The organism is Streptomyces sp. NPDC023723, assembly GCF_040639815.1.
Classification (GTDB): domain Bacteria; phylum Actinomycetota; class Actinomycetes; order Streptomycetales; family Streptomycetaceae; genus Streptomyces.
In genome coordinates this window covers 57839-82852 of the sequence record NZ_JBFAAP010000010.1, presented here as the reverse complement: position 1 = coordinate 82852, position 25014 = coordinate 57839, and the positions used below count along the sequence as shown (strand labels likewise).

35 protein-coding genes are annotated in these 25014 nt (G+C 71.0%); 32 read left to right on the top strand and 3 right to left on the bottom strand.

Going from position 1 to position 25014, the window contains the following annotated elements; genetic code table 11:
- Positions 1 to 76: 76 nt before the first annotated feature.
- The 7 genes from AB0G32_RS14365 to AB0G32_RS14335 all read left to right on the top strand — a co-directional run bounded on the left by AB0G32_RS14365 (position 77) and on the right by AB0G32_RS14335 (position 8932).
- Complete coding sequence (locus AB0G32_RS14365) at positions 77 to 2647, top strand: hypothetical protein (RefSeq protein ID WP_361162487.1); 2571 nt, start codon at positions 77 to 79, stop codon at positions 2645 to 2647.
- Between the two features lie 227 nt (positions 2648 to 2874).
- Positions 2875 to 3351, top strand: a complete 477-nt coding sequence (locus tag AB0G32_RS14360) for a hypothetical protein (RefSeq protein WP_361162486.1) — start codon at positions 2875 to 2877, stop codon at positions 3349 to 3351.
- Entirely contained in the window at positions 3348 to 3656 is a 309-nt protein-coding gene (locus tag AB0G32_RS14355; protein ID WP_361162485.1) for a hypothetical protein, read from the top strand. The genes AB0G32_RS14360 and AB0G32_RS14355 overlap by 4 nt, the downstream gene beginning before the upstream one ends.
- A gap of 561 nt (positions 3657 to 4217) precedes the next feature.
- On the top strand, positions 4218 to 6011 hold the full coding sequence (locus tag AB0G32_RS14350; RefSeq protein ID WP_361162484.1) for an ATP/GTP-binding protein: 1794 nt from the start codon (positions 4218 to 4220) through the stop codon (positions 6009 to 6011).
- Between the two features lie 17 nt (positions 6012 to 6028).
- The gene (locus AB0G32_RS14345; protein WP_361162483.1) at positions 6029 to 6448 is read left to right on the top strand and encodes a conjugal transfer protein TraB; all 420 of its coding nucleotides are present in this window, start codon (positions 6029 to 6031) and stop codon (positions 6446 to 6448) included.
- Between the two features lie 80 nt (positions 6449 to 6528).
- On the top strand, positions 6529 to 8667 hold the full coding sequence (locus AB0G32_RS14340) for a chromosome segregation protein ParM (RefSeq protein ID WP_361162482.1): 2139 nt from the start codon (positions 6529 to 6531) through the stop codon (positions 8665 to 8667).
- A 76-nt stretch (positions 8668 to 8743) separates the two neighbouring features.
- The gene (locus AB0G32_RS14335; protein ID WP_361162481.1) at positions 8744 to 8932 is read left to right on the top strand and encodes a hypothetical protein; all 189 of its coding nucleotides are present in this window, start codon (positions 8744 to 8746) and stop codon (positions 8930 to 8932) included.
- On the opposite strand, the gene AB0G32_RS14330 is transcribed toward AB0G32_RS14335, so the two are convergent.
- The gene (locus AB0G32_RS14330) at positions 8933 to 9094 is read right to left on the bottom strand and encodes a hypothetical protein (RefSeq protein WP_361162480.1); all 162 of its coding nucleotides are present in this window, start codon (positions 9092 to 9094) and stop codon (positions 8933 to 8935) included.
- Positions 9095 to 9248: 154 nt separating this feature from the next.
- Here AB0G32_RS14330 and AB0G32_RS14325 point away from each other — a divergent pair, with 154 nt between their 5' ends.
- From AB0G32_RS14325 to AB0G32_RS14295, 7 genes are all read left to right on the top strand, one after another.
- Positions 9249 to 9794 (top strand): hypothetical protein, encoded by a 546-nt coding sequence (locus AB0G32_RS14325; protein ID WP_361162479.1) that lies wholly within the window; start codon positions 9249 to 9251, stop codon positions 9792 to 9794.
- A gap of 126 nt (positions 9795 to 9920) precedes the next feature.
- On the top strand, positions 9921 to 10691 hold the full coding sequence (locus AB0G32_RS14320; protein ID WP_361162478.1) for a hypothetical protein: 771 nt from the start codon (positions 9921 to 9923) through the stop codon (positions 10689 to 10691).
- A gap of 79 nt (positions 10692 to 10770) precedes the next feature.
- The gene (locus tag AB0G32_RS14315) at positions 10771 to 11019 is read left to right on the top strand and encodes a hypothetical protein (protein WP_361162477.1); all 249 of its coding nucleotides are present in this window, start codon (positions 10771 to 10773) and stop codon (positions 11017 to 11019) included.
- Between the two features lie 159 nt (positions 11020 to 11178).
- Positions 11179 to 11310 (top strand): hypothetical protein, encoded by a 132-nt coding sequence (locus AB0G32_RS14310; protein ID WP_361162476.1) that lies wholly within the window; start codon positions 11179 to 11181, stop codon positions 11308 to 11310.
- Positions 11310 to 11759, top strand: a complete 450-nt coding sequence (locus AB0G32_RS14305) for an RRQRL motif-containing zinc-binding protein (protein WP_361162475.1) — start codon at positions 11310 to 11312, stop codon at positions 11757 to 11759. Before AB0G32_RS14310 ends, AB0G32_RS14305 begins: the two co-directional genes overlap by 1 nt.
- A 57-nt stretch (positions 11760 to 11816) precedes the next feature.
- Positions 11817 to 12941 carry a tyrosine-type recombinase/integrase gene (locus AB0G32_RS14300; RefSeq protein WP_361162474.1) on the top strand — a complete coding sequence of 375 codons (1125 nt, stop codon included), beginning with the start codon at positions 11817 to 11819 and terminating at the stop codon, positions 12939 to 12941.
- Positions 12938 to 13261, top strand: coding sequence for a helix-turn-helix transcriptional regulator (locus AB0G32_RS14295; RefSeq protein WP_361162473.1), 324 nt, complete (start codon positions 12938 to 12940; stop codon positions 13259 to 13261). Before AB0G32_RS14300 ends, AB0G32_RS14295 begins: the two co-directional genes overlap by 4 nt.
- Here the strand turns inward: AB0G32_RS14295 and AB0G32_RS14290 are convergent.
- Positions 13252 to 13503: a hypothetical protein gene (locus tag AB0G32_RS14290; protein WP_361162472.1), complete on the bottom strand. Its 252-nt coding sequence runs from the start codon at positions 13501 to 13503 to the stop codon at positions 13252 to 13254. The two genes, AB0G32_RS14295 and AB0G32_RS14290, sit on opposite strands and share 10 nt — an antisense overlap.
- A gap of 1179 nt (positions 13504 to 14682) precedes the next feature.
- Between AB0G32_RS14290 and AB0G32_RS14285 the strand changes: the two genes are divergently transcribed.
- Complete coding sequence (locus AB0G32_RS14285) at positions 14683 to 15522, top strand: hypothetical protein (RefSeq protein ID WP_361162471.1); 840 nt, start codon at positions 14683 to 14685, stop codon at positions 15520 to 15522.
- Between the two features lie 30 nt (positions 15523 to 15552).
- On the opposite strand, the gene murJ is transcribed toward AB0G32_RS14285, so the two are convergent.
- On the bottom strand, positions 15553 to 17235 hold the full coding sequence (murJ, locus tag AB0G32_RS14280) for a murein biosynthesis integral membrane protein MurJ (RefSeq protein ID WP_361162470.1): 1683 nt from the start codon (positions 17233 to 17235) through the stop codon (positions 15553 to 15555).
- Between the two features lie 263 nt (positions 17236 to 17498).
- Between murJ and AB0G32_RS14275 the strand changes: the two genes are divergently transcribed.
- The 17 genes from AB0G32_RS14275 to AB0G32_RS14195 all read left to right on the top strand — a co-directional run bounded on the left by AB0G32_RS14275 (position 17499) and on the right by AB0G32_RS14195 (position 25014).
- Positions 17499 to 18047, top strand: a complete 549-nt coding sequence (locus AB0G32_RS14275) for a hypothetical protein (protein ID WP_361162469.1) — start codon at positions 17499 to 17501, stop codon at positions 18045 to 18047.
- Positions 18048 to 18049: 2 nt separating this feature from the next.
- The gene (locus tag AB0G32_RS14270) at positions 18050 to 18337 is read left to right on the top strand and encodes a hypothetical protein (protein ID WP_361162468.1); all 288 of its coding nucleotides are present in this window, start codon (positions 18050 to 18052) and stop codon (positions 18335 to 18337) included.
- A 123-nt stretch (positions 18338 to 18460) separates the two neighbouring features.
- Positions 18461 to 19045 carry a hypothetical protein gene (locus AB0G32_RS14265; protein ID WP_361162467.1) on the top strand — a complete coding sequence of 195 codons (585 nt, stop codon included), beginning with the start codon at positions 18461 to 18463 and terminating at the stop codon, positions 19043 to 19045.
- Complete coding sequence (locus AB0G32_RS14260; protein ID WP_361162466.1) at positions 19042 to 19380, top strand: hypothetical protein; 339 nt, start codon at positions 19042 to 19044, stop codon at positions 19378 to 19380. Before AB0G32_RS14265 ends, AB0G32_RS14260 begins: the two co-directional genes overlap by 4 nt.
- Positions 19380 to 19547 (top strand): pRL2-8, encoded by a 168-nt coding sequence (locus AB0G32_RS14255; protein ID WP_361162465.1) that lies wholly within the window; start codon positions 19380 to 19382, stop codon positions 19545 to 19547. The genes AB0G32_RS14260 and AB0G32_RS14255 overlap by 1 nt, the downstream gene beginning before the upstream one ends.
- Before the next feature lie 94 nt (positions 19548 to 19641).
- Positions 19642 to 20622 (top strand): ATP-binding protein, encoded by a 981-nt coding sequence (locus AB0G32_RS14250; RefSeq protein WP_361162464.1) that lies wholly within the window; start codon positions 19642 to 19644, stop codon positions 20620 to 20622.
- Positions 20619 to 20885: a hypothetical protein gene (locus tag AB0G32_RS14245; RefSeq protein WP_361162463.1), complete on the top strand. Its 267-nt coding sequence runs from the start codon at positions 20619 to 20621 to the stop codon at positions 20883 to 20885. Before AB0G32_RS14250 ends, AB0G32_RS14245 begins: the two co-directional genes overlap by 4 nt.
- Complete coding sequence (locus tag AB0G32_RS14240; RefSeq protein WP_361162462.1) at positions 20882 to 21094, top strand: hypothetical protein; 213 nt, start codon at positions 20882 to 20884, stop codon at positions 21092 to 21094. The genes AB0G32_RS14245 and AB0G32_RS14240 overlap by 4 nt, the downstream gene beginning before the upstream one ends.
- 14 nt (positions 21095 to 21108) lie before the next feature.
- The gene (locus AB0G32_RS14235; protein WP_361162461.1) at positions 21109 to 21429 is read left to right on the top strand and encodes a hypothetical protein; all 321 of its coding nucleotides are present in this window, start codon (positions 21109 to 21111) and stop codon (positions 21427 to 21429) included.
- Positions 21430 to 21511: 82 nt separating this feature from the next.
- Positions 21512 to 21814 (top strand): hypothetical protein, encoded by a 303-nt coding sequence (locus AB0G32_RS14230; protein ID WP_361162460.1) that lies wholly within the window; start codon positions 21512 to 21514, stop codon positions 21812 to 21814.
- Positions 21815 to 21903: 89 nt separating this feature from the next.
- Positions 21904 to 22581 carry a GGDEF domain-containing protein gene (locus AB0G32_RS14225; protein ID WP_361162459.1) on the top strand — a complete coding sequence of 226 codons (678 nt, stop codon included), beginning with the start codon at positions 21904 to 21906 and terminating at the stop codon, positions 22579 to 22581.
- A complete protein-coding gene (locus tag AB0G32_RS14220) occupies positions 22578 to 23021 on the top strand; it encodes a hypothetical protein (protein WP_361162458.1) in 444 nt (147 codons plus the stop codon). The genes AB0G32_RS14225 and AB0G32_RS14220 overlap by 4 nt, the downstream gene beginning before the upstream one ends.
- The gene (locus tag AB0G32_RS14215) at positions 23018 to 23296 is read left to right on the top strand and encodes a hypothetical protein (protein ID WP_361162457.1); all 279 of its coding nucleotides are present in this window, start codon (positions 23018 to 23020) and stop codon (positions 23294 to 23296) included. The genes AB0G32_RS14220 and AB0G32_RS14215 overlap by 4 nt, the downstream gene beginning before the upstream one ends.
- A 26-nt stretch (positions 23297 to 23322) precedes the next feature.
- On the top strand, positions 23323 to 23496 hold the full coding sequence (locus tag AB0G32_RS14210; RefSeq protein ID WP_361162456.1) for a hypothetical protein: 174 nt from the start codon (positions 23323 to 23325) through the stop codon (positions 23494 to 23496).
- A gap of 11 nt (positions 23497 to 23507) precedes the next feature.
- A complete protein-coding gene (locus tag AB0G32_RS14205) occupies positions 23508 to 24368 on the top strand; it encodes a histone-like nucleoid-structuring protein Lsr2 (RefSeq protein ID WP_361162455.1) in 861 nt (286 codons plus the stop codon).
- Entirely contained in the window at positions 24368 to 24838 is a 471-nt protein-coding gene (locus tag AB0G32_RS14200; RefSeq protein WP_361162454.1) for a hypothetical protein, read from the top strand. Before AB0G32_RS14205 ends, AB0G32_RS14200 begins: the two co-directional genes overlap by 1 nt.
- The gene (locus tag AB0G32_RS14195; RefSeq protein WP_361162453.1) at positions 24838 to 25014 is read left to right on the top strand and encodes a hypothetical protein; all 177 of its coding nucleotides are present in this window, start codon (positions 24838 to 24840) and stop codon (positions 25012 to 25014) included. Before AB0G32_RS14200 ends, AB0G32_RS14195 begins: the two co-directional genes overlap by 1 nt.

Sequence of the window (25014 nt, the reverse complement as noted above, 5' to 3'; positions counted from 1 at the left end):
TGGTCCACGACCCTACCCACCGCCGCAGTTCCACGGTGCCCCTTCTCGGAGGCGCCCGGAAGAGAGAGGACATTCCGTGGCCACCAAGCCCGCCGCCCGCCGCCGGCGCCCCGCGGCGAACCCGAAGCCCCGCAACGGGCGCGCCAAGGCACCCGCGACGCCGGCCTCCGTTCCCGCCCAGGCCGCCGCTCCCGAGGAGACGGTGCCGCTGGTGCACCTGGAGGCCGACCCGGTCCTGGCCGACGCCGCCGACCGCGCCGCCGACCTCCGGGGCCAGGCCGCTGACGACGTCGCGCGGATCCTCGCCGACGGCCAGGTGCTCGCCACCGAGCTGCTGGACGGAGCGCGCACCGAGGCGGCCTCGATCACCGCGGCCGCCAACGCGGAGCACTCCCGCATCCTGGCCGCCGCCGCGACGGACGCCGACCGGGTCCGCACGGAAGCCGCCACCACCGCGGCCGCCGACGCCGGCCAGGTCCGCGCAGCCGCCGAAGCCACGGCGGAGCAGCTCCTCGCCGACGCGCGCACGGAGGCCGACACCGTCACGACGACGGCGAACGGTGAGGCCGAGAAGGTCCTCGCCGACGCCAACGCGGCTGCCGAGCAGCTGCTCGCCGACGCCCGCCGCCAGGCGCAGGAGGTCACCACCACGGCGGCCGCCCAGGCGGAGCAGGTCCGCACCGACGCTGAGCAGACCGCCGCGAAGGCCCTCGCCGACGCGGAGGCGGCGCGCACCGAGCTGCTCGCGGCTGCGGAGCGCACCGCGGTGGACACCAGCACCCGCGCCGCCACCGACGCCGACCAGCTCCTTCAGCAGGCTCGGGGCGAGGCCGACCGGCTGCGCGAGAGCGCGGACGTCCAGGCCGCGCAGGTGAAGGCCGTGGCTGAGAAGGCGGCCACCGAGCTGCGTGAGGACGCCACCCGCGAGCGGGAGGCGTCCCGCGCGGATGCAGCTCGTACCCGCGCGCTCGCCAAGGAGGACATCGGCCGGCTGCGGGCGACGGCAGCCGAGGACGCCGAGCGCCTGACCCGCGCCGCCCGCGAGGAAGCCGGCCGCATCCTGGCCGCCGCCCGCACCAAGCGGGACGCGGATCTCAAGGAAGCCGAGCAGGCGCTGGCGCAGGCCCGGCTGCGGGAAGCGGACGCGGACGTCACGCTGAAGGCGGCCGATGACATGGTGGCCGAAGCCGCCGCCCGGATGAAGCGCGCCACTGACCGCACCGAGCGGGCGCTGGAACGCAAGCGCCTCAAGCTCGAGGCCAAAGGGGAGCGCCGGGATGCGAAGGAGGCCCGCAAGGCGAAGGCCCGTGAGCTGCGGGCCGCATCCCGTGCCGGGAAGCCGGCCGTGGCCGACCGCGTGAAGCAGTTCGTGAAGGTCAACGCGGAACGCCTGATGGTGATCGGTCCGATCACCGCCCCGATGGCCGTCGCGTGGACGGGCCAGGCCGGCTTCGCCGAGGACATCCTCGGCTGGGTCGTCCCGTTCACGATCCTGTTCGCCGCCGCGTGGGAGCTGTCGACGGCGTTCGTGGGCTGGATGTACCACCAGGCCCGCCAGGGCGGCGACGCCGGAACCCTCTACCGCGTCAGCACATGGATCTTCGCCTTGGGCGCTGCAGTCATGAACTTCTGGCACGCCTCCGGGCAGCCGGTGGCCGGCAGCCGGGTCTGGGACGCGAAGAAGGAGATCTGGACGGAACAGATCACCTACTGGCACTTCACCCCGAAAGCGGTGGCGTTCGCCGCGATGAGCATCGTGGGCATGGTGCTGTGGGAGCTGTACGCCTCCCTGATCCACCGCCGCAAGCTCCGTGAGGACGGCAAGGTCGCCAAGGCACGGCCCTCCATCGGGGCGGTCCGCTGGGTCCGCTATCCCGTCCACAGCTTCACCGCCTGGTCCCTCGCCATCACCGACCCGCGCCTGACCACGCTGGACCGGGCCTGGACCGCGGCCGGTGCCCAGCTCGCGGACCGCAAGGCGGTCCGGACCGGCATGGCCCTGCACCGGGTCGTCGTCCCCCGCATCGGGGCCCACGACCACGGACCGGCCGCCATCCCCACCGTCCTCACCCTGACCCGCACGGACCGGCACGGACCGCTGGAAAGCCCCGCTCCGGTCCGCCCGGTCCAGCACGGCGGGTATCCGGTCCGGTCCGGTCCGGGCGACCGGAACGCGGTCCACGGTCCGGTCCGGACCGCAGTGGCCACGGACCGGACCGGCGGACCGGCGCGCGCCCTGGAGGCCGGTCCGGCCGGACCGCAGGGCGCTGACCTGCGGACCGATCCCGGTCCGGACCGGGGTTCCCGGACCGTGTCCGCTGCCCAGGGCCCGGCGGCCGGCCGGGGGGTGACGGTCCGGACCGACGACGTCGCCCCCGGACCGCAGGAGCCGGGGTGGACCGGACCGGCCGACCAGGACGCTCCGGAAGGCGTCTTGGGTCCGGACCGTGGCGAGGAGGGCGGTCCGGACCTCACGGTCATCACGCTCACGGACCTGGAGCGGACCGCACTGGACCGGCTCCGGACCGAGGATGAGCCGCTGAACCGGGCCAACATCGCCAGGGCGGTCCGGACCGAGGGCGGCACCATCGCCACGGACCGCGCCGGGCAGATCGCGGTCGCCCTCAAGCAGCACACGGTCCGCTGACCGGACCGCCCGCACAACGCCCTGCCGCTCATAGTCGTCACCGGTCCGCGCTCGCCCACCGAGTGCGGACCGGTGACGGCCACGGCCGGCAGGCCGCTCGCCCGTACTCCCGCCCCGAGCGGGGGCAGCGGGCCAGGCACGAACCGAGTACCACCAGCCCCGCGCAACAGCCTCGGGGACCAAGGACTCCTCCCCTCCCCCAACCCCGAGACCTGGAGGTCTTCCACGTGAACAGCAACGACCCGAACCACTTCCCTCTGCGCGACGTCGCGCAGAACCCGGAGGCAACCGCCCGGTACCTGGCCGACGTTCAGCGGGTCCTGCTGGACATCGGCAAGAACCTGGAGACCCTCGCCCAGGAGATCCGCGTCCACTGCCGCGACACCCACGTCGAAGGCGACCGGTTCTACGACGCCTGGCTGCGCGCCCAGCCCGTGGAAAGGGCATTCAAGGACGTCCTGAAGAACGTCGAGGCCGTCACCAAGGGCCTCGAAAAGGGCGCCTACAAGCGCCGCGCCCACGATGAGGAGGTCGCAAGTACCGCCCGAAAGCGAAAGGAAAAGGAGTTGGAAAGGCAGCGGAAGAAGAACCCGCAGCCGATCCAGGCCGCGCCGAATCCGCCGCAGCAGGGTGCGCAGAGCCAGAATCCCGGCTATGGTGGTCCCACGTCGATTTACGACCTGGGTAACAGGGAGTCGGCGTGACGCGCCCCCTCAGCAGCGTCGAACGCTCCATTCATGGGCGGATGAGCTGGCTGCAGGAAGAAGAGCGCAAGGCGATCGAAAGCCGCGGGGAAATCGGCCGGATGGAATTCTGGCTCCGCCTTGCTCGATCCGAAATCGCCAAGGAAGTCAAAGCCGGTCGCGGCGATGTCATCACCGCGTTCACGCTGCTCTGCCGTCTCTTCAAGCTGGTGCTGGAGAAGCGGCAGGCGGGCGACCCGAGGCTGTTCGACCACCTCATGCAATACGCGGACACCGTCCTGAAGCAGCACGGCCCGCGTAACTGAGCGTAACCAACGAAGGTCCCGCCGGGCTCCGGCGGGGCTTCGCGCGCGTAAAGCGTGCACACGTGCACGTGCACGCGCGTGCACACGAGACCCCACTGTCTGTCAAGTCCCCCTGGAGGGAGGTGCACCGTGTCCGACGACTCCGACGAGGCCGGCGGCGGAACCCTGGTCCATGGCCCCTGGAGCGGTGATTCCTCGTACGCGCTGCCGCCGATCCCGGATTTCATCGACACCATTCCCCCGCCGGAAGACATTCCGGAGGCTCCCCCGGAGAGCCCGGAGGAGACGACGATGGAACTGCCGCCGATTCCGGCGGCTCCGGACCCGGCGACCGCGCTGCGTTCGGAAGGGATTACGGCACCGGAAACCGGTGAAGATGAAGGCGAATACGAGGAAGGTGAATACGAACAGCCTCGTTCCCTCGCTGATCGTCTCGGTGACTGGCTGGAATTCCGGCTCGAAAGGGCGCGGGCGCTTCACGAGGGTGAAACGCCTTTCCGTGAGGCTGAAATAGCGCGGAAAGCCGCGCTGCTGGAGGGTCGCACCGCTCAGGAAGTCGCGATGATGGAGCAGAACGGAAAGCTCCACGCCGCGATGATGAAAGCGAAGGGCGACAAGGCATCGGCGCGCGGAAAGGCCGACGCCGACCGCATGAAGTCCTCCGGCTCTGGCTCCGGCTCGGGGCTGGGCGCGGACAAGGGCCGCTCGAAGTCCGGCGGCGGAGGCGGCTCGCGCGGCGGCGGAGGCGGCACGGGGCCGTCCCGCAGCAACTCCGGCTCGTCAGCAAACCGGCCCAGTTCCTCGCGCGGCTCCAACTCCGGCGGCCCCGCCGGGCGTTCCGGCTCCGGGCCGTCCGGGGGCAGCGGTGGCGGCAAGGGCGGCACGAAGGGCTCTGACCGCTCCCCTGGCGGCCGTACGGCCGGTTCGGGGCGCGGCGGGACCGCCGGGGGCCCGAAAGGCTCTCAGGCGGGCTCTGGCAGCTCTCACCGGAGCGGCAGCGGCGGCTCGAAGGGCGACGGCGGCCGGGGCCAGCACGGCCCGCCCTCCAACGCCCGTGCCGAGCGGGCCCGCGGCCGCCAGGAGCGCGCCGGCACCCGCCAGGCCGGACGGCAGGAACGGCGCACCGCCGGTCACGCCGGCGCTGTCGCCGACCGGACCAAGGACCGCGACCAGGCCCGTGCTCAGCGCCAGCAGGCATGGGAGGACCGCCGGGCCAAGAGGGCGGAGCGCGGCGAGGCACGGAAGGCGAAGCGGGAAGCCGCCGCGTCCTCCGAGCCGGACCGCACGACCTTCGGCAAGGCCGTCGGTGAGGAGGCCCAGCACCGCTGGGACAAGCGCCGCGCTGACGAGAAGGCCGCCCGGGACGCGAAGGCCGGCACGGAGAAGGCGAACCTGTCCAAGGACAAGGACGCCAAGGGCGCCGAGGACGTCAAGGGCAAGGGCACGGTGGACAAGAGGGAGAAGTCCGCCGGGGACAACTCCGGGGACGCCTCCGGCGCCGCGAAGGGCGGCAAGGCGTCCGACGAGGGCCAGGACGCCCATGCCGGTGACGAGAAGGCGGACGGCAAGAAGAAGAAAAAGAAGAAGCGCCGGTTCCGGCGCCGCCGTACCGCGGCCAAGGACCGCCGCGGCCGCCGTCACAGCAAACGAGGGAAGCGGGAAAAGCGGCGCAAGGGGCGCAAGCGGCGGAAGGACAGCCCGTTCGGGGCGGAGCCTCACACCGTCACGACGGAGTGGCCCGGACACGAGACCGAACCGTCCGCAAGCTCCGCGGACAGCGAGGACGGCATCGAGGACGCGGTCATCGTCCCCGACACCCCCGACGGCCCCGCGAAAGCAGGCGCACAGGCCAAGAGCCTGCCGCGCGCGCCGGAGAAACACACCCAGCGGCCCGGCACCAGCCGGCCCACCAGCACGGAAGGGAGCAACGTGAGCAGTTCGCAAGTCAGCAGGCCGTCCGGGCGCAGCCGCTTCGACCAGCACGCCACGGACATCACGTTCGACGAGTACCTGATGGAGATGGCGAACATCGCCATCAAGGCCGCCTCCGATGAGGAGCGCGCCGAAGCCCTGATGGAGGCCCTCGCCATGGTCGCCGACGCCCTGCGGGAGATGGCTGCCGACCTGGCCGTCGACCACAACATCTCCACCGCTGTCACCGACCTGATCGCGGACCTGGCCGACTCCGCGGCCGCGATGAAGACCCAGGCCCAGCGCTGTGCCGAGCAGTGCGGCCTCGCCAAGGAAGCTGCCAGGCTCGCCGCCGCGATGGTGGCCCGGGTCTACGGCGAGGACATGGCAGCCAAGGAAGACGCCGGCCTCGCCAAGGTATCGGCCGCCGCCCACCACGACTGAACCTCAGGAGACCGTTGATGAGCAGTGACCTCGCACCCCGAAACACCAGCGCGGCGCCCGTCGTGGCCGACGACGACAACCGGTACAAGGCCGTCCAGGCCAAGCTGAAGAAACTCTCCGCGGCCATGGACGACGCCACCCTCGAGCTGGAGGGACTGCACCGCGACATGAAGGGCAACGCCGCCCATACCGAGGATGTCGTCACCGCTATCGAGAACGCCGACCTGGACCCGAAATTCGTCCGGCTGACGGTCAACGTGGCCCTTGCCCTGGTCGGCGCCGCCCGGGAGGTCGGCTCGCTGTCCGACATCGCCCAGGACACCGCCGACCTCACCCACCAGACCCGCCGCACCCACTCCCAGCTCTACAACGAGCTGGACGAGATCCGCTCGAACCGGCCCGAGAAGACGCCCCGGCCGGGCTTTTTCAACCGCTGACCCCCTCCCCCACCCACCCTCACCACGGGCGGCCCCGCGAACTGCGGGGCCGCCCGTGCCCGTTGCCGAAGGAGTAGCCGGTGCCGCGCAGTGTCGCGCTCGAACGCCTCGCCTACACCCTCGCCGCGCCCGTGCTGGCCGTGGCCCCCAACGTCTGTCCCGACAGCCCCGTCAACACCGTCGTGCAGCTGGCCGGCGCCGCCGGGATCGGCGGCTGGATCCTCGCGGGCAAGAGCGATGAGCCCGGCGCCGGGCGCAAGATCCTGCGCTGGTCCCCGCTGGTCCTGGCCGCCGCCGTCGACGTCGCCGCCGGGCACACCGCCGGCTTCGGCCCGTACTGGCTGGACGGGCTGCTCGCCGCCGGGTGGGCGGCGGCCGGCTGCCTGGTGATGCCGTTCTCCCGGCACACCCGCCGCCGTCACCGTCCCGCCGTCGCGGCCCCGGCCCCGCAGCTGGCGCCGGCCGAAGCGCCCGAGCCGTCCCCGATCGTCCCGGACGACGGAGCCGACCTGCTCACCCGCGACGCCCGGATGCTGTGGGAGCGGGCCGGAATGCCCGGCCGCACGCACATCGTCAAGGCCACCCGGCACCCCGGCATGCAGCACGACATGACGATCCTGCTGCGCGCCTCGGAGACCGGACGGCCCATCACCGGCCTGTCCGAGGCCGCGGTCGCCGCGCCGTTCGCCGTGCACTCCAGCGACGTCGTCCTGGCGGAGGTCGCCATCCAGCCCGGTCGCCAGGGCGGCCCCGGCTGGATGGAGGCCCGCATCACCCCCGACGCCAACCAGCGCCGCCGCAAGGCCCCCACTGACCAGGAGCGCTGGACGGACCGGATCGGCAGCCCGAAGGGCGGCGCCCCTGGCTCCGAGCTGGTCCACAAGACCCGTGACGACGCACGTGGCGTGACCTTCTACCGGGCCAAGATGGCCGACATCACCGAGACCCCGCGCATCGACCTGCCCAAGGTCTGCCGCGCGTTGGGCTTGCCGGAGGACGACTCCTGCGTGTTCGTCCTCATCGACGGCGCGGAGTTCCTGATCAGCGCGTTCGACGAGCCGCCGCTCAGCGCGGTCTTCCCCGCCACCCGCGAGCTGCTCACCCCGGACGCCAAAGGCATGTACGTGTGCGGGTTCACCATCACCGGCCAGCCGGTGAAGACGATGGTGTACCAGCACGACAAGAACGCCCCGGCCCACGGCCTCACCCTCGGGGTCAGCCGGTCCGGCAAGACGCAGTTCTTCGCCATCCACATGGCCGCCCAGTCCCTGGACGGGCATGTCGTGTGGCTGGGCACCGTCCGCAAGGACGAGAAGACCAGCGTGCTCGGCCGGTACATCGACCGGCAGGGCTCGAACGCCCTGTGGATGGCGCGCTCGCTGCGGGCGGGGAAGGCGCTGTGCGAGATCAGGGCGGAGATGCCCTGGCCGCACGACGGCCAGCCGCACGACTACAAGCCGGGCGACCCGCGCTGCCCCTACCGGCAGCTGAACGTCTACGGCGATGAGTTCATGACCGCGGCGCAGGACGCGGACTTCGGCGAGTTCATCCAGAAGGACGGCGAGGACCTCACGGTCACCGGCCTGAAGTACGGCATCGGCTTCAACCCCGCCGGGCAGTCGCCGTTCGCGCACAACGGGTTCTCCACGGAGATGAAGGACAACCTGCGGCAGAACAGCCGCCCCGTCATCTTCAACATGGGCTCGCCCGGCGCCACCCGCAAAGCGGCGGAGGGCACCATGGAGAACGCCTACGACGTGCCGACCATCCCGGCCCGCTACTCCCGCAGCGAAGGCTCCGCGATCGAGCGGGCCATGCGCGGCGAGGCCGACCCGGAGAACGGCGTCTCCACCGGCGGCGTCGCCGTCATCGTCCTCGACAACGGCCGCGCCGTGCTCATGCGGTCGCTGTACGCCGACTTCGACACCGACCTTGCCGAACTGTTCCCCGACGAGGTCAACCGGCTCACCGACTACGAGATCAGCGAGCTGGACAAGCGCGGCCTGTGGTTCGACTGGAACGGGCCCGTACGGCCCGGCGAGTTCTGGCCCGAGCCCGACGAGGACGACGAGGGCGAGGGCCGCTCCCGCCGGCGCGGCGGCGGAGGCGGCGGCAAGGGCGGAGGCGGGCGCGGCTCAAAGAGCAGCACCCACCGCTCCGAGCAGGTCGCCTCTCCCCGCCAGGCGCTGGAGGCCATCAAGAGCCTCACCGACGCCTGATCACACCCCATCCCCCGGGGCCGGACCGTCCGAGCACGGCCGGCCCCACCCGACCCCTTTGTGAAGGAGCACCACCGTGGCCCTGTCCATCTCCGCCGCCGTGCTGCTGGGCATCATCGTCGTCGTCCTGGTCAAGGGCGGCTACGTCCGCGTCGGCTCCGCGCTGGCCTGCGCGCTGTTCGGCTTCACCCTCGCCGCGACCGGCCTGGCCCCGACCATCAACAGCGGCCTGGTCTCGCTCGCCGGACTGATCTCCAGCCTCTGACTACGCCTCCGTCCACGGCGGGTCCGGGGTGTAGTTCAGCCCGTCGCAGAAACGGCAGTGCCACTCCGACGGGATCTCCCACCTGTCGACCCAGAAGCCGACCTGCTTGCCCACGAAGTAGTTGTCCCCGTCGCACCATCCGCACTGGAAGACGAACTCCACTCCATCCCCTCCCCCACGCCTGATGATCCGAGGATGCCCGGAACACGGGCGCGCCGACACCCAAACGCCCACTTTCCCCGCCACACAACGCCGAAGGGCGCCGCCGCGGACCAGTCCCGGCGGCGCCCTTCGGCGCCCCCTGCCTGGAGTCCCGATGCCCCATGCCTCGCTCTCCCCCGCCGTAGACCACCCCGCCCCCATCACCGGGGCCGCGCCGCCGGCGGAACTGAGCCTCGAGGAGCGCCTCGCTCTGGTGACCGCAGCGATGACCGCGCGCCTGGACGAAGCGGCCGTCGCCTACGAGGTCAACACCGCGCACATCCCCACCGAGCCCGTGGACCTCGCCGACGTCGTCACCGTCCCGCTGACCCCGACGCTCCCACCGCCGCCGGCCTCCTACCCGACCCCGGTCGCCGCCCTTCTGCAGCGCGCCCACCACCGGCTGCTCACCGGCGGCTGGTGCTCCGGCTCCCTGGTCGACGAGGACGGCGCCCGCTGCATGCTCGGAGCCATCCGAGCCGAGGCCCGCGGCGACAGCGGCCTGGAAGCCAGCGCCGCCTCCGTGCTCCTGGACGCGCTCCGCCGCGAGTTCGGCGACGTCGACTCCGTGCCGTCCTTCAACGACGCCCACCGATCGGCCTGCGTCCCACTCCGCATGGTCGACCAGGCCGCCAGCCTCGCCGACGCCCGCGGCCTGTAACCGCTCCGGGTCCCCTGCCTCGCGCCCGAACCCGGCCTGCCCGGGGGCCGGGCGCAGGGGCAGGCCACCCGGCTGGACACCCACCACGCGCACTACCGACTTCCCCGCCGAAGGAGCGACTGCACCATGTCCCACAACGACAGGCAGATGAACGGCCAGCACCGCCCGAACAGCATCCTCGACCAGTTCGAACTGCCGCTGGCCAAGAAGAGCAGGCAGCGCCTGGCGCGGCTGCGCACCGCGTGGCGGGAGTCCTGGGAGGAGGGGAGCTTCCTCCACCAGCGGTGGGAGGATGTCGGCCAGGCACGGCACGCCAGCTGGCACGAGGTCGCTAGCTGGATCAAAACGGCCGGGCTGTTCGGCGGAATCAGCCTCATCGTGCTGATGCTGGACGCCGCCGGCGACATCGCCTCCGCCACGCTCAAGGGCCTGTCCAACGTCCCGGCCACCAGCACCAGCGACGGCAGCGGCCTGTGGGGCACGGTCGACCACCCCGTCCGCGTGTTCCTCGCCGGCCAGGCCGCGCACCTCGCCGTCGCCCCCGCCGCCCTGTACGCGTTCTGGCAACTGACCGGGCTGCTCGGGCTGGTCGGCGGATTCTTCGGCAACGCCGGCGCCCGCATCGCCTGGCTGCTGTTCGGCCTCGGCAGCCTCGCCATGATCTGGTCCGCCACCCCGGCCGGAGGCCGCGCCGCCGCCACCGGGCTCGCCGCCCTCATGTGGGCCCTGGCCAGCATCTTCGCCCTGCGCGGCCTGACCCTGCGGCCCATCGTCCACAACCACCCGCCGCAGTTCATGCCCCAGTTCAACCCCGAGCTCCACCTGCACGCCACGCTCCCCGCCCCGGCCCCGGCGGGCGACGACTTCGACAACAACATCCACCCGCTGCAGCGCTGACCGCAACGCCACTTCCACCCACCAGCCGCGAGCGCCGCGACCGACCAGGGCGCGGCGCCCCGGACACGAACGGAATCCCATGAAGCCGCAGACGACCTTGTTCTGGGTCGGCACCTACCACGGGAGCCACGACGGCCTCCCCGCCGAGGCCACCGCGACCCGCGACGACACCCGCCCCGAGCCGTACGCCTGGACATGCACGTGCGGCGTGTCCCGCTCTTTCCCGACCGAACACGGCGTGTGGCCCACCGCCTGGCGGCACACCCACCCGACCCTCTTCGACCGGCTGCGGTCGTGGGCCACCCGCCGCTTCCGCACCGCCCGCTGACCCGACGCCCTGCCTGGTTCCCGCCCGCCCCCGCACCACGGGGCCGGCGAGAACCGGTCAGGCCGCCCGGCCGAACGCACCACCCGCCGCGCCCCGTCGACATCAGCACCACGTCGACGGGGCGCAGCGCTGCCCACCGACGACTGGAGGAGATCACTCGTGCTCATCCCCCGCCAGCGCCGCCGGATCGGCCGGCCCCGCCCGCAGCGCCCCGGCCCCCACTACCCGCAGCGCCCCGGCCCCCACTACCCGCAGCGCCCCGCCCGGCTCCCCGGCGCCTGGCGCAGGTGATGCCCCGCCCCCGGAAGAAGCGTCACCGCGAGATCAAGAAGGTGCCGCGCAGCGACGCGATGCTGGAGGAGTTCGACCGGCGCGCTTGTCCCGAGGGCCTGGTCACACGCAGACAGTTACGCGAGCGCGGGCTGAGCCCCGGCGGGCACGGCCCGGTGGCGGTGCTGCGCTGCAAATACTGCGCCTACCGGCCCGACCAAGCGTGCATCCATCCCACCCGAGCCTGGCTCTACAGCCTGGAGTTCGCCCGACCCAAGCGGGTGCCGACGCTGGCGCAGGAAGAGGCGCTGGACCGGGCCATGGCCGCGAGGTCCACATGCCCGCAGTGCCGGCGCCGCTACTACTTCTGCCTCAAACGGGCCATATTGCATCGGATGCAACATACGACATCGGCGATGAAGGGCCTGCTGCCAGCTCGAACTGCACTCTACGCGGCGGCCCTTAGGTAGAAGAGCGGACTTGATCAGGCTAGCAATCAGACACATCGATGTTGCATCATAAGCAACATGAGTGATGCGACGGGATTGCCGGGTAGTGCCCACCTGGTTCTGGCTCAGGGGGTTGTCCACCTCGATCCCGAGCCCGCAGTGTTCGACGCGATGTTGGAGGGTTGGGCAAGGCAACAACGCTCGCGGTTCCTCAACTTCGAAGCGACGATCAAGCCCCGCCTTTCGCTGCTGAAGCGCTTCGCGGAGTTCTCCAACCAGTACCCCTGGCAATGGCAGGCGGTTGAGGTCGAGGCCTTCCTAGACCACCTTCGAGCCCGACGGCCGACGTTCGCGGTGTCGACGGCGCGCAACTACCAGAACGCCCTGCGGATGTTCTGCGACTACGTCACCGACGAGCGCTATGACTGGCCGAAGGTCTGCTACGACCGCTTCGGTCAGCGGCCCATCCAGATTCTGCACGAGTGGAACACGATCACCCATACCAGCGAGTACGAGGGAGGCCCGGGGCGACGGCCGCTGACGTACGACGAAGTGCAGCAGCTCTTCGACGCTGCCGACGACAGAATCGACAAGATCCGTAAGCGCGGCCGCAAGGGTTCCCTCGCAGCCCTTCGCGACGCGATGGTCCTGAAGACCGTCTACGCGTACGGGCTGCGCCGACAGGAGACCTGCGGCCTCGACCTTGCCGACATGCGCCGGAACGCCAAGGTGCCGTCCTACGGCCGTTTCGGCGGAGTGTTCGTGCGCTACGGCAAGGCGTCCAAGGGAGGCCCGCCCAAGCGGCGCCTGGTGCTGACCGTGCCCGAGATGGACTGGTGCGTCGATGTCCTCGAGCAGTACTGGCAGGAAGTACGACCAGCGTTCTCACCGGGCCGCCACCCCGCCCTGTGGGTCACCGAACGGCGGGGACGCATGTCTCTCAGACGTCTTAACGACGCCTTCAATAACGCCCGACAGGACGCCGACCTCCCGAAAGAACTCGACCTTCACTCGCTGCGGCACAGCTACGTCACGCACCTGATCGAGTTCGGCTATCCCGAAAGGTTCGTCCAGGATCAGGTAGGTCACGCCTACGCCAGCACCACGGCTATCTACACCGGCGTGTCGGACGACTACCGCAACCGGCTCCTGGAGCGTTCGCTCAAGGAACGCCACAGCGACCTGTGGGAGGAACCCGCATGATCCGCAAGATGGGCATCACCTGGCACCTGCGCCTCCGCATGGCCGAGAAGGGCATGTTCCAGACCACAGCCCTGCAGCCCCTTCTCGCCGAGCGCGGTATTCACCTCTCGCGTGAGCAGGTCTTCCGCCTGGTCACTGGGACGCCTCAGCGGCTCTCCACCGACACCCTCGCAGCTCTCTGCGACATCCTGGAATGCCAGCCCAACGACTTGATCGAGGTCAAGGCGATCAACGCTGAGGTCCGCAAAACAGCAGGTGAGACCAGCCCCTCGCAGCCCCGTCCGCGCAGAACGACCGTCCGGCGGCCCGGTCAGACGTGAAACCGCCGACCAAAACGGCCGCCGCCCTGAGCCGCATCCGACAGCACATCCTGACAGCAGCCCCCGAACTGGCCGACGACTCGCTCCACCAAATACTTGAGGACGCAGTGGTACGCGGCAGTGCCGCTCTCCTCCTCGACGAGCATCTCCGTCAGCACCCCACGGCCCTCGCGGCGCCCGGAGGCCGGATGCCCGGTGTCCTGGTGCGACTTGCCGACACACTGATCAGCCACGGCATCCAAGGCGTCGTTGCACCCACCTGCAGCTTGTGCGGCCGGGCCTCACGTCCCCTGGACCACAAACTTGAAGAGGGCAACGTCTGCAGCGGCTGCTATGCCCGAGCGAAGGTACGCCGCGCCGAGTGCTCGCAGTGCGGGCGGCACATGCGGCTTGCACTCCGACGTGGGGACTCTCAATTGTGCGGAAGCTGCTACGGCAAATCCCAGCACGCGGAGTGCGGCCGCTGTGGCAGGCACAGACGACCGACCGCCCGGCTCACCGACGGGACGGTCCTCTGCCAGGGATGTGCGCCCCGGCCGCTCCACCGTTGCCACTCATGCGGCGAGGACAGACCCGCCCAGGCCCTCACCCCCGACGGCCCGGTCTGCCGGCGCTGCTACCGGCCGCCCACGCGCATGTGCGGCATCTGCGGCCAGCAACGCAAGATCATCAAACGTGGCCGGGGAAAGATTCCCGACGTCTGCGCGAGCTGTTACCGGCTTCCGACCGCTACCTGCTCGCAGTGCGGCCGCACGCGGCCGTGTCTGAGGTCGTCTACGGACGCTCCGATCTGCGGACCGTGTCTTCCGAGGCAACCGCACCCCTGCGCTCTATGCAAGCGGGTCCTCCCGGTCCAGGCGCAGTGGCCACTGGGCCCCGTCTGCAACACCTGTTACACCCGGGTACGCCGCACGCCGAGTGCTTGCTCCAGTTGCGCCGCCGTACGGCCGCTCATCGGCCGTAGTCCTGACGGAGCGACGATCTGCGGGCCGTGCGCTGGCACCGAACTCACCTACAGCTGCCGGGGATGCGGCACCAGCGGCCTGTTCTCCCGACGGGGCTACTGCACCCGTTGCGTCCTCGACCAGCGGTTGAACGAACTCCTCAGCACGTCCCCGAAGGGGACCGCCCCCCAGGTCCGAGCTGTTCACACGACCCTCCACGGCGCCGACCGCCCCATACGGATCCTTCACTGGCTCAACCACCAGGGTGTCCCCGAACTCCTGACCCACCTCGCGCGAACTGGTGCCGAGCTCCGGCATCACGACCTCGACGAACTGCCCGACACTCCGACCACCTCCTATGCCAGAGACCTGCTGTCGACCGCAGGGGTGCTGCCACAACGAAACGAAGCGGTAGAGCGCCTGCCTCGCTGGGCAGACGCCGTTCTCCGGGAGGTACGCGCTCATCACCGTCAGATAGTGAGCCCCTTCGCCCACTGGCACCTGATCCACCGCCACCGGCGCATGGCACGCGGACATGCCGGCCAGGCCGTCAGGGACGGTCACCGGCGTTCGCAGATCAAACGCGCATTGGAGCTGCTGACCTGGCTCGACGAACAAGGCATCGCGCTGCCGGATCTCAAGCAGACGAACCTCGAACAATGGTTGGTCAGCGGCTCTCCGAACCGCAGGGACGTCAGAATTTTCGTCCTTTGGACCAACGAGCGCGGTCTCACCTCAAGCCTCGAAGTGCCGACCCGGTCCCCCGAAGACCCCGCAACCTTCATCGAGGACGACGACCGCGTCGAACAGCTCAGGCGCTGCGTCAACGACGCCACGCTCCCCCTCGACGTCCGTGTTATCGGCAGCCTTGTCCTGCTTATGGGACTGCAGGTCACACGCATTCTTGAACTGACCGTCGACGACGTCGTCGTGCAGGATTCGGCTGTCCAACTAAAACTCGATGGAGGCTTCCTGACACTGCCTCCACGGCTGGCTCACCTGGTCCGGCAGCAGCTCCATCACGCCGAGGACGCCTGGGAATCCAACCGTGCTGCCAGCACAATTCCGTGGTTGTTCGCCGGGTTGAACCCGGCCCGCCCCATCCAGTCGCAGTACATCTACCTGAAGCTCAGGCGGCTCGGACTGGGCGGCCTTGCGGGCCGCAACACCGCCCGTCTCGCGCTGGCAGCCGACGTTCCTGCCTCAATCCTTGCCGTTCTCACCGGGACTAGCATCGACAACGCGACAGACTGGGCGAATTTCGTCAAACGCAACTGGACTGACTACATCGCCAGACGCGCGCAGGACCGCCCATGAAGCACGCCTCCTTGCATCGTCTGCCTGGACTCAGCGCATCCCGGGCAGACGACGCAACTCGTTGACCTTCATCAGCCGGGCGAGAAGGAGGTACCCCACGGCTGTCGCCAGCGCCCCGGCAGCCAGTGCGACGGCCGTGGGCCACGTTCCACTTCCCAGGCCCGCGCACGCACGCGCCGCAGCCCAGCCCAGCCCTGCAGCCGGACCCGCGGCGCAGAACAGTTTTACGTAGGTGCGGCGCAGAACGCCGTCGTCGATACGCCCCCCGAGCCGCTTGCGCAGCAGATACGCGGTGAGAGCGAGACCGGCCACGTAGGAGAGGGTGTAGGCGCCGGCCATGCCGACGACCGCCCACCGGGCAGGCAGCAGCACGTGACAGGCGGTGACCAGGGCAACGTTCACCACCGCGATCCAAGCCGCCATGAAGAACGGAGTGCGGGTGTCCTCGAACGCGTAGAAGCCGCGCAACAGCAGGTACTGGGCGGAGAACGGGATGAGCCCAAGCCCGAACGCCTGCAGCATGTACCCCAACGGGCGGACCGAGTCGGCGTCCGCCGCTCCGTGGGCGAACAGCAGCGACGCGATCTGCGGCCCCAGAGCGAGGAAGAGGAAGGCGGCTGGCACGATCACCACCCCGCTGATCCGCAGCACCCGGGACAGGTCCGCGCGCAGATCCGGGATACGTCCCTCGGCGACAGCCCGGCTCATACGCGGCAGCAACGCCGTCACCAAGGACACCGTCACGATCGACTGCGGCAGCATCCAGATGGTCTGCGCGTAGGTGTAAGCCGAGTAGCCCGCGCCGGCCTGCGGCAGCTCCTGGTCGGCGGCATTGGCGTAGTTCGTGACCACTGTCAGGGCGACCTGGTTGGCCAGGACGAACAGCAGCGTCCACTTCGCCGCGTGGACGCTCTTGCCCAAACCGGTGCCCCGCCAGTCGAACCGCGGCCGGAACCGGAAACCCGCCGCCCGCGCGAACGGAATCAGCGCCAGGGCCTGCACGGCGATGCCCGCCGTCGTCCCGATCCCCAGCAACCACACCTGGTCGGAGGTGATGTCCTCCACCCGGTCGGGCACCGCCATCAGCCCCAGGTAGGCGGCGAACATGCCGACCAGCACGACATTGTTCAGCACCGGGGTCCACATCATCGCGCCGAACTTCTCGCGGGCGTTCAACACCTGTCCGTAAATGCTGAACAGCCCATAGAAGAAGATCTGCGGCAACAGAAACCGCGCGAACGTCACCGTCAGCTCGAACGCCTCATGACTGCTCGGGGTGTCCCGCATGTACAGGCTCACGATCTGCGGCGCCGCCCATACCGCCAGCGCCGTCCCCACCCCCAGCACGCACACCACGAGCGTGACCAGACGCTGCTCGTAGGCACGTCCGCCATCAGGCTGCGTCGTCCTGGCCCGTACCAGTTGCGGCACGAGCACAGCGTTGAGCGCGCCACCGATCAACAGCGTGTACAGGCTCGTCGGCACGGTGTTCGCCGTGTTGTACGTACTGGCCAGCAAGCCCGTTCCCAGCGCTGCGGCCTGCAGCACTTGGCGGATCAGTCCCGTCGCCCGTGACACCACCGTGCCGACAGCCATCAGCAAGGACGAACGAGCCAGCCCGCCCTTGTCCTTCTTCCGCCGGGCGGCATGCCGCCCCCTTGTCTGCTGCTCCTGCGGCATGGTCTGCGCCGCGGAGTTCGCCCCCTCCACCATGCCGTCAACCTATGCCCCAAGGTCGCAGAGCCCCAATTCGCTCTCCAACAGGGCAGTTTTGCGAACCATGGCCGAGACCGTGGCCACAGGAATACGACAGCAACGGAACAAGTGCTCTGCGCCAGTACCGCTGCGCACCCAGGGCTGCTGCGACCCCTGCGCCAGGGGCTACGAGCCCAGCCCCGACACGTACTTCACGTCCACGGCACCGGTCACCCACCGGCTCGCCGCCTGATCAACGCACCCCTCGAAGGAGAGTCACCATGGCCCTGTTCGCCCGTACCTCACCCGTACCCGCCCCTGCTCCCGCCCCCGTCCCGGAGACCTGGACGCCGGAGGGCACGCTCGTCTCCCAGCGCTACCGGGCGCTGGAGGGCGCGATCGTCCTCGTCTACACCGCCGACACCGAGCGGGGCACCGCGTACTACGCCGCCGCGTGCCTGGGCTGCACCTTCCGCGCGGACCAGAAAACCGGCCACAACCCGATGTCGGAGACGGAGGCCGCCAAGGCCGCCAACGCGCACGCCACGGCCTGCCGGGCGATGCCGCGCGGCGTGCCCGCCCGGCCCGAGGACTCCGAGGCCGTCGAACTGATCCGCTCCCGGCTGTGGCGCCACCGCTACGGCACCAGCCCGCGCCCGGTGCACCTCGCCGACTTCAACGCGCTGCGCGTCGACCTCCAGCGCTCCACCCACTGGATCAAGGAGCTGCTGGAGTCCCTCACGCAGGCCGAACCCGGCTTCCTCACCGCGGCGCCCACCAGCTCCGGGCAGGGCACCCGCTTCACCGTCCAGCCCTTCGGCCGGCCCTGACCGTGCGCGCCCGAACCGCCCTGCTGGTGGTCGCGGCTGCCGTGCCCGTCACGCTCGCCGCGGCCGCCGCCGTCCTCAAGGCCGGCCACTGGGACCTGCACGCCGACCGGCACCGCATCCACCTCACGCCCGTCGCCCGCCGCTCCTGCCCCGACTGCCGGGGCGCGGGCGGCTGGTGGGTCGGCGGACCGTACCCGGAGATGGAGGCGTGCGGCTGCTGGTCCGACCGGCACGAGCTCCGCATCCGGCTCCTGCCCGTCCCGGCCCGGCCGGACGAACCGCCGTTCTGAACGACCTCCGCCCCAGCCACACAGGCCGGGGCGGAGGCGCACACGGGGTCGACCGCAGCATCGGCAAAGAGGCTGGCCGCCCCGCTCCCCTCGCCCGAGATTCGAGATCAGGAGAACCCCAGCATGCCCCGTCTGCCGATCACCACCGAGCGCCTGGCCCTCTTCGGCACCCTGCTGGCGACCTTCGGAGAGCTGCATCCTGCCTGCGACCACTGGGTCCAGGGCAGTAAGACGGCCTCGAGGAAGCGACTGTACGGCGAGGACCTGGTCCACGCCGACGGCTCCCCCGCTGACCCGGACTCCACCCGCCCAACCATGACCACCAGCGCCCTCGGCAGGCGCGCGGTGGCTTGCCACGTCGCCTCGTACACCGCCGTACAGCTCGGGGCGACCATCGCGATCACCCGCGCGTTCGGCTACCACGTCACACCGGCCGCGCTGCTCGCCGGCGCAGCCATCAACGCCGGAACACACGCCGCGATCGACCGCGGCGCCGCTCTGCTGTGGCTGGCGAAGAAGACCAAGAAGACGGGCTACATCGAGCACTGCAAGGCCGCCCGTGTCGACGACGACGGCAAGGCTACCTCCGAGCTCACCGGGCCCGGCAGTGCGTGGATGGAGCTGGACGCCGCACTGCACCGCGCGATTGGAGTCGGCGCGGCCGCCGTCACCGTCTGGCTCACCACCCGCCCCGGCGCCCGCCGGTGACCCGCACCCGCATTGAACGCGTCCGCGCAGCGGTCGGCATCGCCTCCCTGGCCCTCCAGCAGATCGAGGACGACCTCAGCGCCGACGACGTCGACCAGGAGGAGCTCGCCGCAATCCTGCGCGAGCTCATCGAGGACACCGACCCGCCCGGCGGCTTCATGGCGGCCCTGGCGCAGATGCTCACCGTCGCCGCGCGCCGTGCCGAGCAGGTCGAACCCGACCGCGACGGCGACGCCTCGTGCCCGCTGTACGAAGCCGCCGCCCTGATCACCGACAACGCCGGGCAGCGCCTCATCTGGGCGGCCCGCGCCCTTCACCCACAGGGAGACAGCTGATGGCGAGCGCCAAGGCGGAGAACCCGCCCAGGGGGCAGTGCACGCAGTGCTCCTTCCACGCGTACGCCAGCCGTCAGGCCCACGCCGGGCTCGGTCCGCGCGAGGACTGCCCGCAGTGCGTGAACCACATGAAGCACGGCCACCCCAACCACATGATCGTCCGCTGATGGCGCCGCGCGCAGCCGCCGCCCTCATCACCGAAAACGCCAGCCCGCAGACCCACTACGCCGCCCGTGTCCTTGACCCGCAGGGAGAAGCCGCATGAAGCCCTTCCGTCTGGAAAACGCACTGCCCGTCGACACGACGATCCCGGAGCCCTCATTGGTCTGCCTGATCGGCGCGGCCGGCTCGGGGAAGTCGACGTGGGCCTCCACCTGGCCCACCACCCAGGTCCTGGAGCTCGACAGGTTCAGGGCTTTCGTCAGCGATGACGCGGGATGCCAGGAGTCGACCGGCGACGCGGTGTTCGCGCTCCAGGCCGTCCTGGAGGCCCGCCTCGCCCGCCGCAAGATGACGATCGTCGACGCGACGAATTGCGAGCTGGGCGTGCGCGCCGACCTGATCGCGACCGCCCGCCGCCACGGCGTGCCCACGGTCGCCCTGATCGTCCCGACCCCGCTCTCCGTGTGCGTCGCACGCCAGGAAGGCCGGCCCGCGAACCGACGAGTACCCGAGCAGGTCGTCCGCGCGCAGCACGCCGCGATGGTCGACGCGTTCCCCGGCCTGCCCGCCGAAGGGTTTGACCACGTCGTCGTCGCGGAGAACCTCTACCGCCTCCAGGCGCTGCTCCAGCCGCTCAGCGACACCCGACGGGCGGGCCTCGGGTGGGACGACAACGAGGGCCTGGGCGACCTGCTCCTGGTCCGCCGCATCTTCGGCCCCAAGATCCTGCCGATGTGGCGCTGGCGCGACAACTCGCCGCTCGCCGGCGGCGACCGCGTCGCGGAGATCCGGCTCGGAGCGGACCGTATCGTCCTCGCCCAGCGCAACGACGTCGACGGAGCGGGCGACGTCGGCTTCGAGGTCCTCGTGGGCTGCCCGGCCGATGACGAGTGCGAGGGCCAGGCGTGGGCCCCGGCCTACAACGTCACCAACCTCCTGCGCGCCCTGACCGGCGAGCTGATGACCGACCCGGACGTGCGCTGCACCATCCACGGCCACCACGGCGACAAGGACCAGGACGGCGACCCCGAGGGCCGCGCCGACCTCGAAGCGCAGGCCCTGGAAGCGATCAGCGGATGAGCACCACGACCCCGGCGTGCGGATGGGACCAGGCCGTCTTCCGGTGCGGCCGGTGCGGCACCGAGCACACCGCCACCACCGAGGCCGACTACCTCAAGGCCATCGGCGTCCACGGTGACGCCCACGCCGTGTGGGACCGGCTCAACGCCACCGAGCGGTCCGGGATCACCTCGATCCTGCGCACCATCCTGTCAGCGCCGGAGCTCGCCGCAGAGCTCCTGGCGCTCGCCGACCGGCAGCCGGCGGGAGACGAGGGCCAGTGAGCCGCGCCGCAGAAGGCCCGCACCCGCACCCGCTCACCCCGGCCGACCTCCCGCCCGGGGACGACGAGTGGTCCCTCGGCTGCCCCGAGTGTCATCTGCCCATCCAGGGCGGGGGCGCCGGCCTCGCCGCGCACCGCCGGACCGTCCACAGCCCCCGCCGCGACTACGGCGACCACCGCACCCCCATCACCATCCGGCTCGACTACTGACAAGGGGAAACCCCATGACCGCTCTGACCAAGGCCGACACCTTCGCCGCGCTCGACGCCTGCTTCACCGCAGACCTCGCCGCCCTCAGCGGCAGCCAGCCGACGCGCGGCCTCACCCCGACCCGGCTCATCGACCTGGTCGAAGAGGTCCGCGACCTCCTGGCCGACTCCCGCCTCCCCCACTACGAGGACGCCAGCGACGACCTGGACCACGCCGCCGACCACCTCACCGAGGCACTGACCAGCACGGACGACGAACAGCACGCGCTCCTGGCGCAGGCGCGCACGCACCTGCGCTCCGCCGTCGCATCGGCGGGCTGCCCTCGCCTGAGTTGAGCGCACTCTGTGCCGCCCCGGACCCCACTCGAAGGGGGCCGGGGCGGTCGCAGTGGCCCCTCAACACAGAGAGGAGACGGACGTGCCGCTGCCCTACTTCGAGGTGGACGTCCCGATACGCAGCACCGAGGCACCCGGCCTGCGCGGTCTGCACGTCTTCACCGGCCGGGCCGACAGCCGCAGCACCGCCGCACGGATCGCCCACGAGGTCTACGACACGGCACGTGCCGCGACGGAGGCCGGACGCGAGATCCCCCACGGACGGCCGGACGGCTGGGGTGCCTGCGGATACCGGCCCGGCTGGGAACTCGACTGGCCCGCCGCGAAGGCCGACCCCTGGAGGAGCCCGTACAGCTGGCCCAACTCCAAGCACTTCGAGATGTAGCTCTGCCCCGGGACAGCCGCTCTGCTTGGCGGCTTGACGACTGTCCCGGGCCCATCCATCCCGTACGAGACGAGACGGAGAACCCAAGTATGTCCTCCCTCCTGCGCGTTCAGGGCCAGATCGGCCCGCGCACCCTTCTGATCACCACCGCCGCCCTGCCGCTCACCGGCTGGGCGGTGCACGCGGTTGCGCTGCACAAGCAGCTCGCCAAAACCCGACGCGACCCGCTGACCGGCCTCCTGCGTCGCGACGCGTACACGGCCCGCGCCCGCCGGCTCCTGGCCCGCCACGGCGACGACACGGCCGTGGTCATGATCGACGCCGACAAGTTCAAGGCCATCAATGACGGCCTCGGGCACGCGGCGGGCGACACCGTCCTCGCGTCGATCGGCGCCCGACTGACCGCCTGGGCAGGCCCCCGCGCGGCGATCGGCCGCCTCGGAGGCGATGAGTTCGCAGTCGTCCTGGAGCTGACCGCCGCACGCCGCGCTCAACGCCTGGAGCAGCTGGTCCGGATGCTGCACACGCCAGTCGTCCTGGACGACGGCCGCACCGTCGACGTCGCGGCGTCGGTCGGCGCCGCGACGCCGGACGTGCACGGCACCCGCGACCTGCCCGCGTTACAGAGGGCGGCCGACGCCGCTCTCTACGACGGGAAGCACACCGGCCGCGCCCACCTCGCCACCGCCGCGCACGCCACGACGCCGTCCATCAACGGCCGCCGGGCGGGCAGGCCGGGCACAGCGACATGGGGGCGAGCCGCATGAGCGCCGCGACCCTGCCGGAAGGCGACTGGATCCGCGGCATCACCATCCGGCAGCCGTGGACCACCGCGATCCTGACCGGTGCGAAAACGATCGAGAACCGGCCCCGGCCGTGGCGCACCGGCTGGGTCCTCCTGCACGCGGGCCTGCAGACCGACCGGCCCGCCCTGCGCCTGCCGCTGGTCGCCCACACGATCCGCGTCCGCGACCTCGTGACCGGCGCCGTGGTCGGCGTCGCCCGCATCACCGACTGCCATCAAGACCCCAACGGCTCCCCGCCCTGCACCGAGTGGGCGCAGCCCGGCGGCGTCTGGCACCTGGTCCTCGCTGACGTCCAGGAGCTGCCGCTACCCGTCCCCGTCGGCGGACAGCTCGGTCCCTGGAAGCCGACGCCGGACCTGCTCTCCCAGGTGTTCCAGCAGCTGCCCGACTTCCGGCCGTGACCCGCAAACGAGACAAGAAGCCGCCGTTCGAGCCGGGATACGTCCCGGCCCCCGGCGGCCTTCTCGACTGGCGCGACAGCCAGCACTACGACCACTGGCAGATGCGCCCCTGCGCGCTGTGCGAGCAGCCCACACCGCTGCGCTCCCACTCCAGGGAGCCCGCTCACAAGGTGTGCGCTGAGTCCTGGATCTCCGAGCACCCCACCGAGGCACGCCTCGGGAGGTTCGCCTCCGACGTCCAGCCCAAGCGCCGGCGCGACGACAACCACGCCTGACTTCTACCTCCAGCTGGAGGCACCCCATGAGCAGCACCGACCGCGACGTCGACCACGCCCTCGCCTACCCCGAGCCGCCCGCCTCCCCGCTGTGGCAGCGCCACGGCGCGAGGACGCGGCCGCTTACCGACGCCCAGCGCCGCCGCAACCTTGCGCTGCTGGACCTTGTGCAGCGCAAGCCCCGCAGCAGGGCCGCGTAGGGGGCCGGACTGTGTTCACCGACAGGGAAGAAGCCCTCGCGGCCGAGGACCTCGAACTCACCCCGCTCGGCAGCGACCAGAACACCGCTGCCGCCCTGGTGGTCGCCCACTACGCCCGTGACAAGGACGACCTCGCCACCCTGCTGGGCGCCCACGGGCTGCCCAGCGCCGAAGACGATCTGGTGCGGCTGCTTCCGCGCCTCACCACCACCCCCGATGACACCCCCACGGGAGAATCCATGACCGCCAACGCCATCACCGCCACCGCCGTCTCCATGCTCAGGAACGGTGACAGCCCCGAGCACGTCCGCACCACGCTCGGACTGTCCGAGGGCGAGCTCACCGAAGCCGTGGCGCACATCGACCTGCCCGCCACCACCGTCCCGGCCCCGGACGACAGCAGCACCCCGGGGGCGGCCGTCCAGACGGCCGACGGTACGACGGACTCCACCGGGATCGAAACCCTGCTCGCTTGGGCGGAGAACCACCCAGCCGCCAGCATCCGCAACCGGGCCGCCCGCGTGCGCAGCGACCTCACCGAGCTGACCGAACGCCGCGCCACCGACGCCGCCCAGCGGGAGGCAGAAGAACGCGTCGCCAAGGCCAAGACCGAACTCGAGGCCGCGCAGGAGCAGCTGCGCGCAGTGAAGGCCGGCGGCCGCGCCGCCACGGCGGTCCAGGACGCCACGCCCCTGGCCCCCGCCACGGCCCTGGCCGCGACCGGCAAGCGCAGCAAGGAAGAGCTGGCCGCGATCCGGACGTGGGCGCGGGCCAACGGCTACCAGGTCGCCGACAAGGGCAACCCGGCCAAGGCCGTCCTGGACGCCTACGCCGCCGCCCACCGCACCACCAACCTGGCGGAGGCGATCTGATGGACACCAAGAACCTCACCGTCGACGGCTTCCTCGACACCGCCCCCACACCCGGCGCCGCGCCGTACACCGCCCGGTTCCAGCTGATCGTCTCCCCCACCGACGACGTCGTGGACGACGTGAGCTGGTCCTGCACCACCAGCAAACCCGGGATCGCGCACGCGCTGCTCACCGAGATCCAGCCCGGCGACCTGCTGCACGTCTCCGGCGTCCTCACCCAGCCCGACAACCCGGCGGAACCCGCCCGGCTCACCGTCGACGCCCTGGAGGTCCTGGCCACCACACCAGCCCGCGCACTCCAGGAGATGGTTTTCGACAGGTACGGCGACTACGTCGTGGTGTTCGACGCCGACACCGACGCCGTGCCCGTGTTCACCGCCCAGGGGCAGTGGGTTGGCGAGGCGGAGAGCCCCGACACCATCGGCACGCTGATCGAGATCCACGAGCGCGTGAACGGCGGTGACGCGTGATGCCCGCGACCACCGCGCAGACCCGCACCGTCCTGGAGCGGTTCCCCGCCGGCCACGCCCGCGGCTCGTGGCTCGCCGACGAATACGCCGCCGCCCAGCGCGCCCAGGGCACCGATGCCCGGGTCGTGATGGACCTCGGCAGCGACCAGTTCCTCGTAGTCACCGACACCCACTGA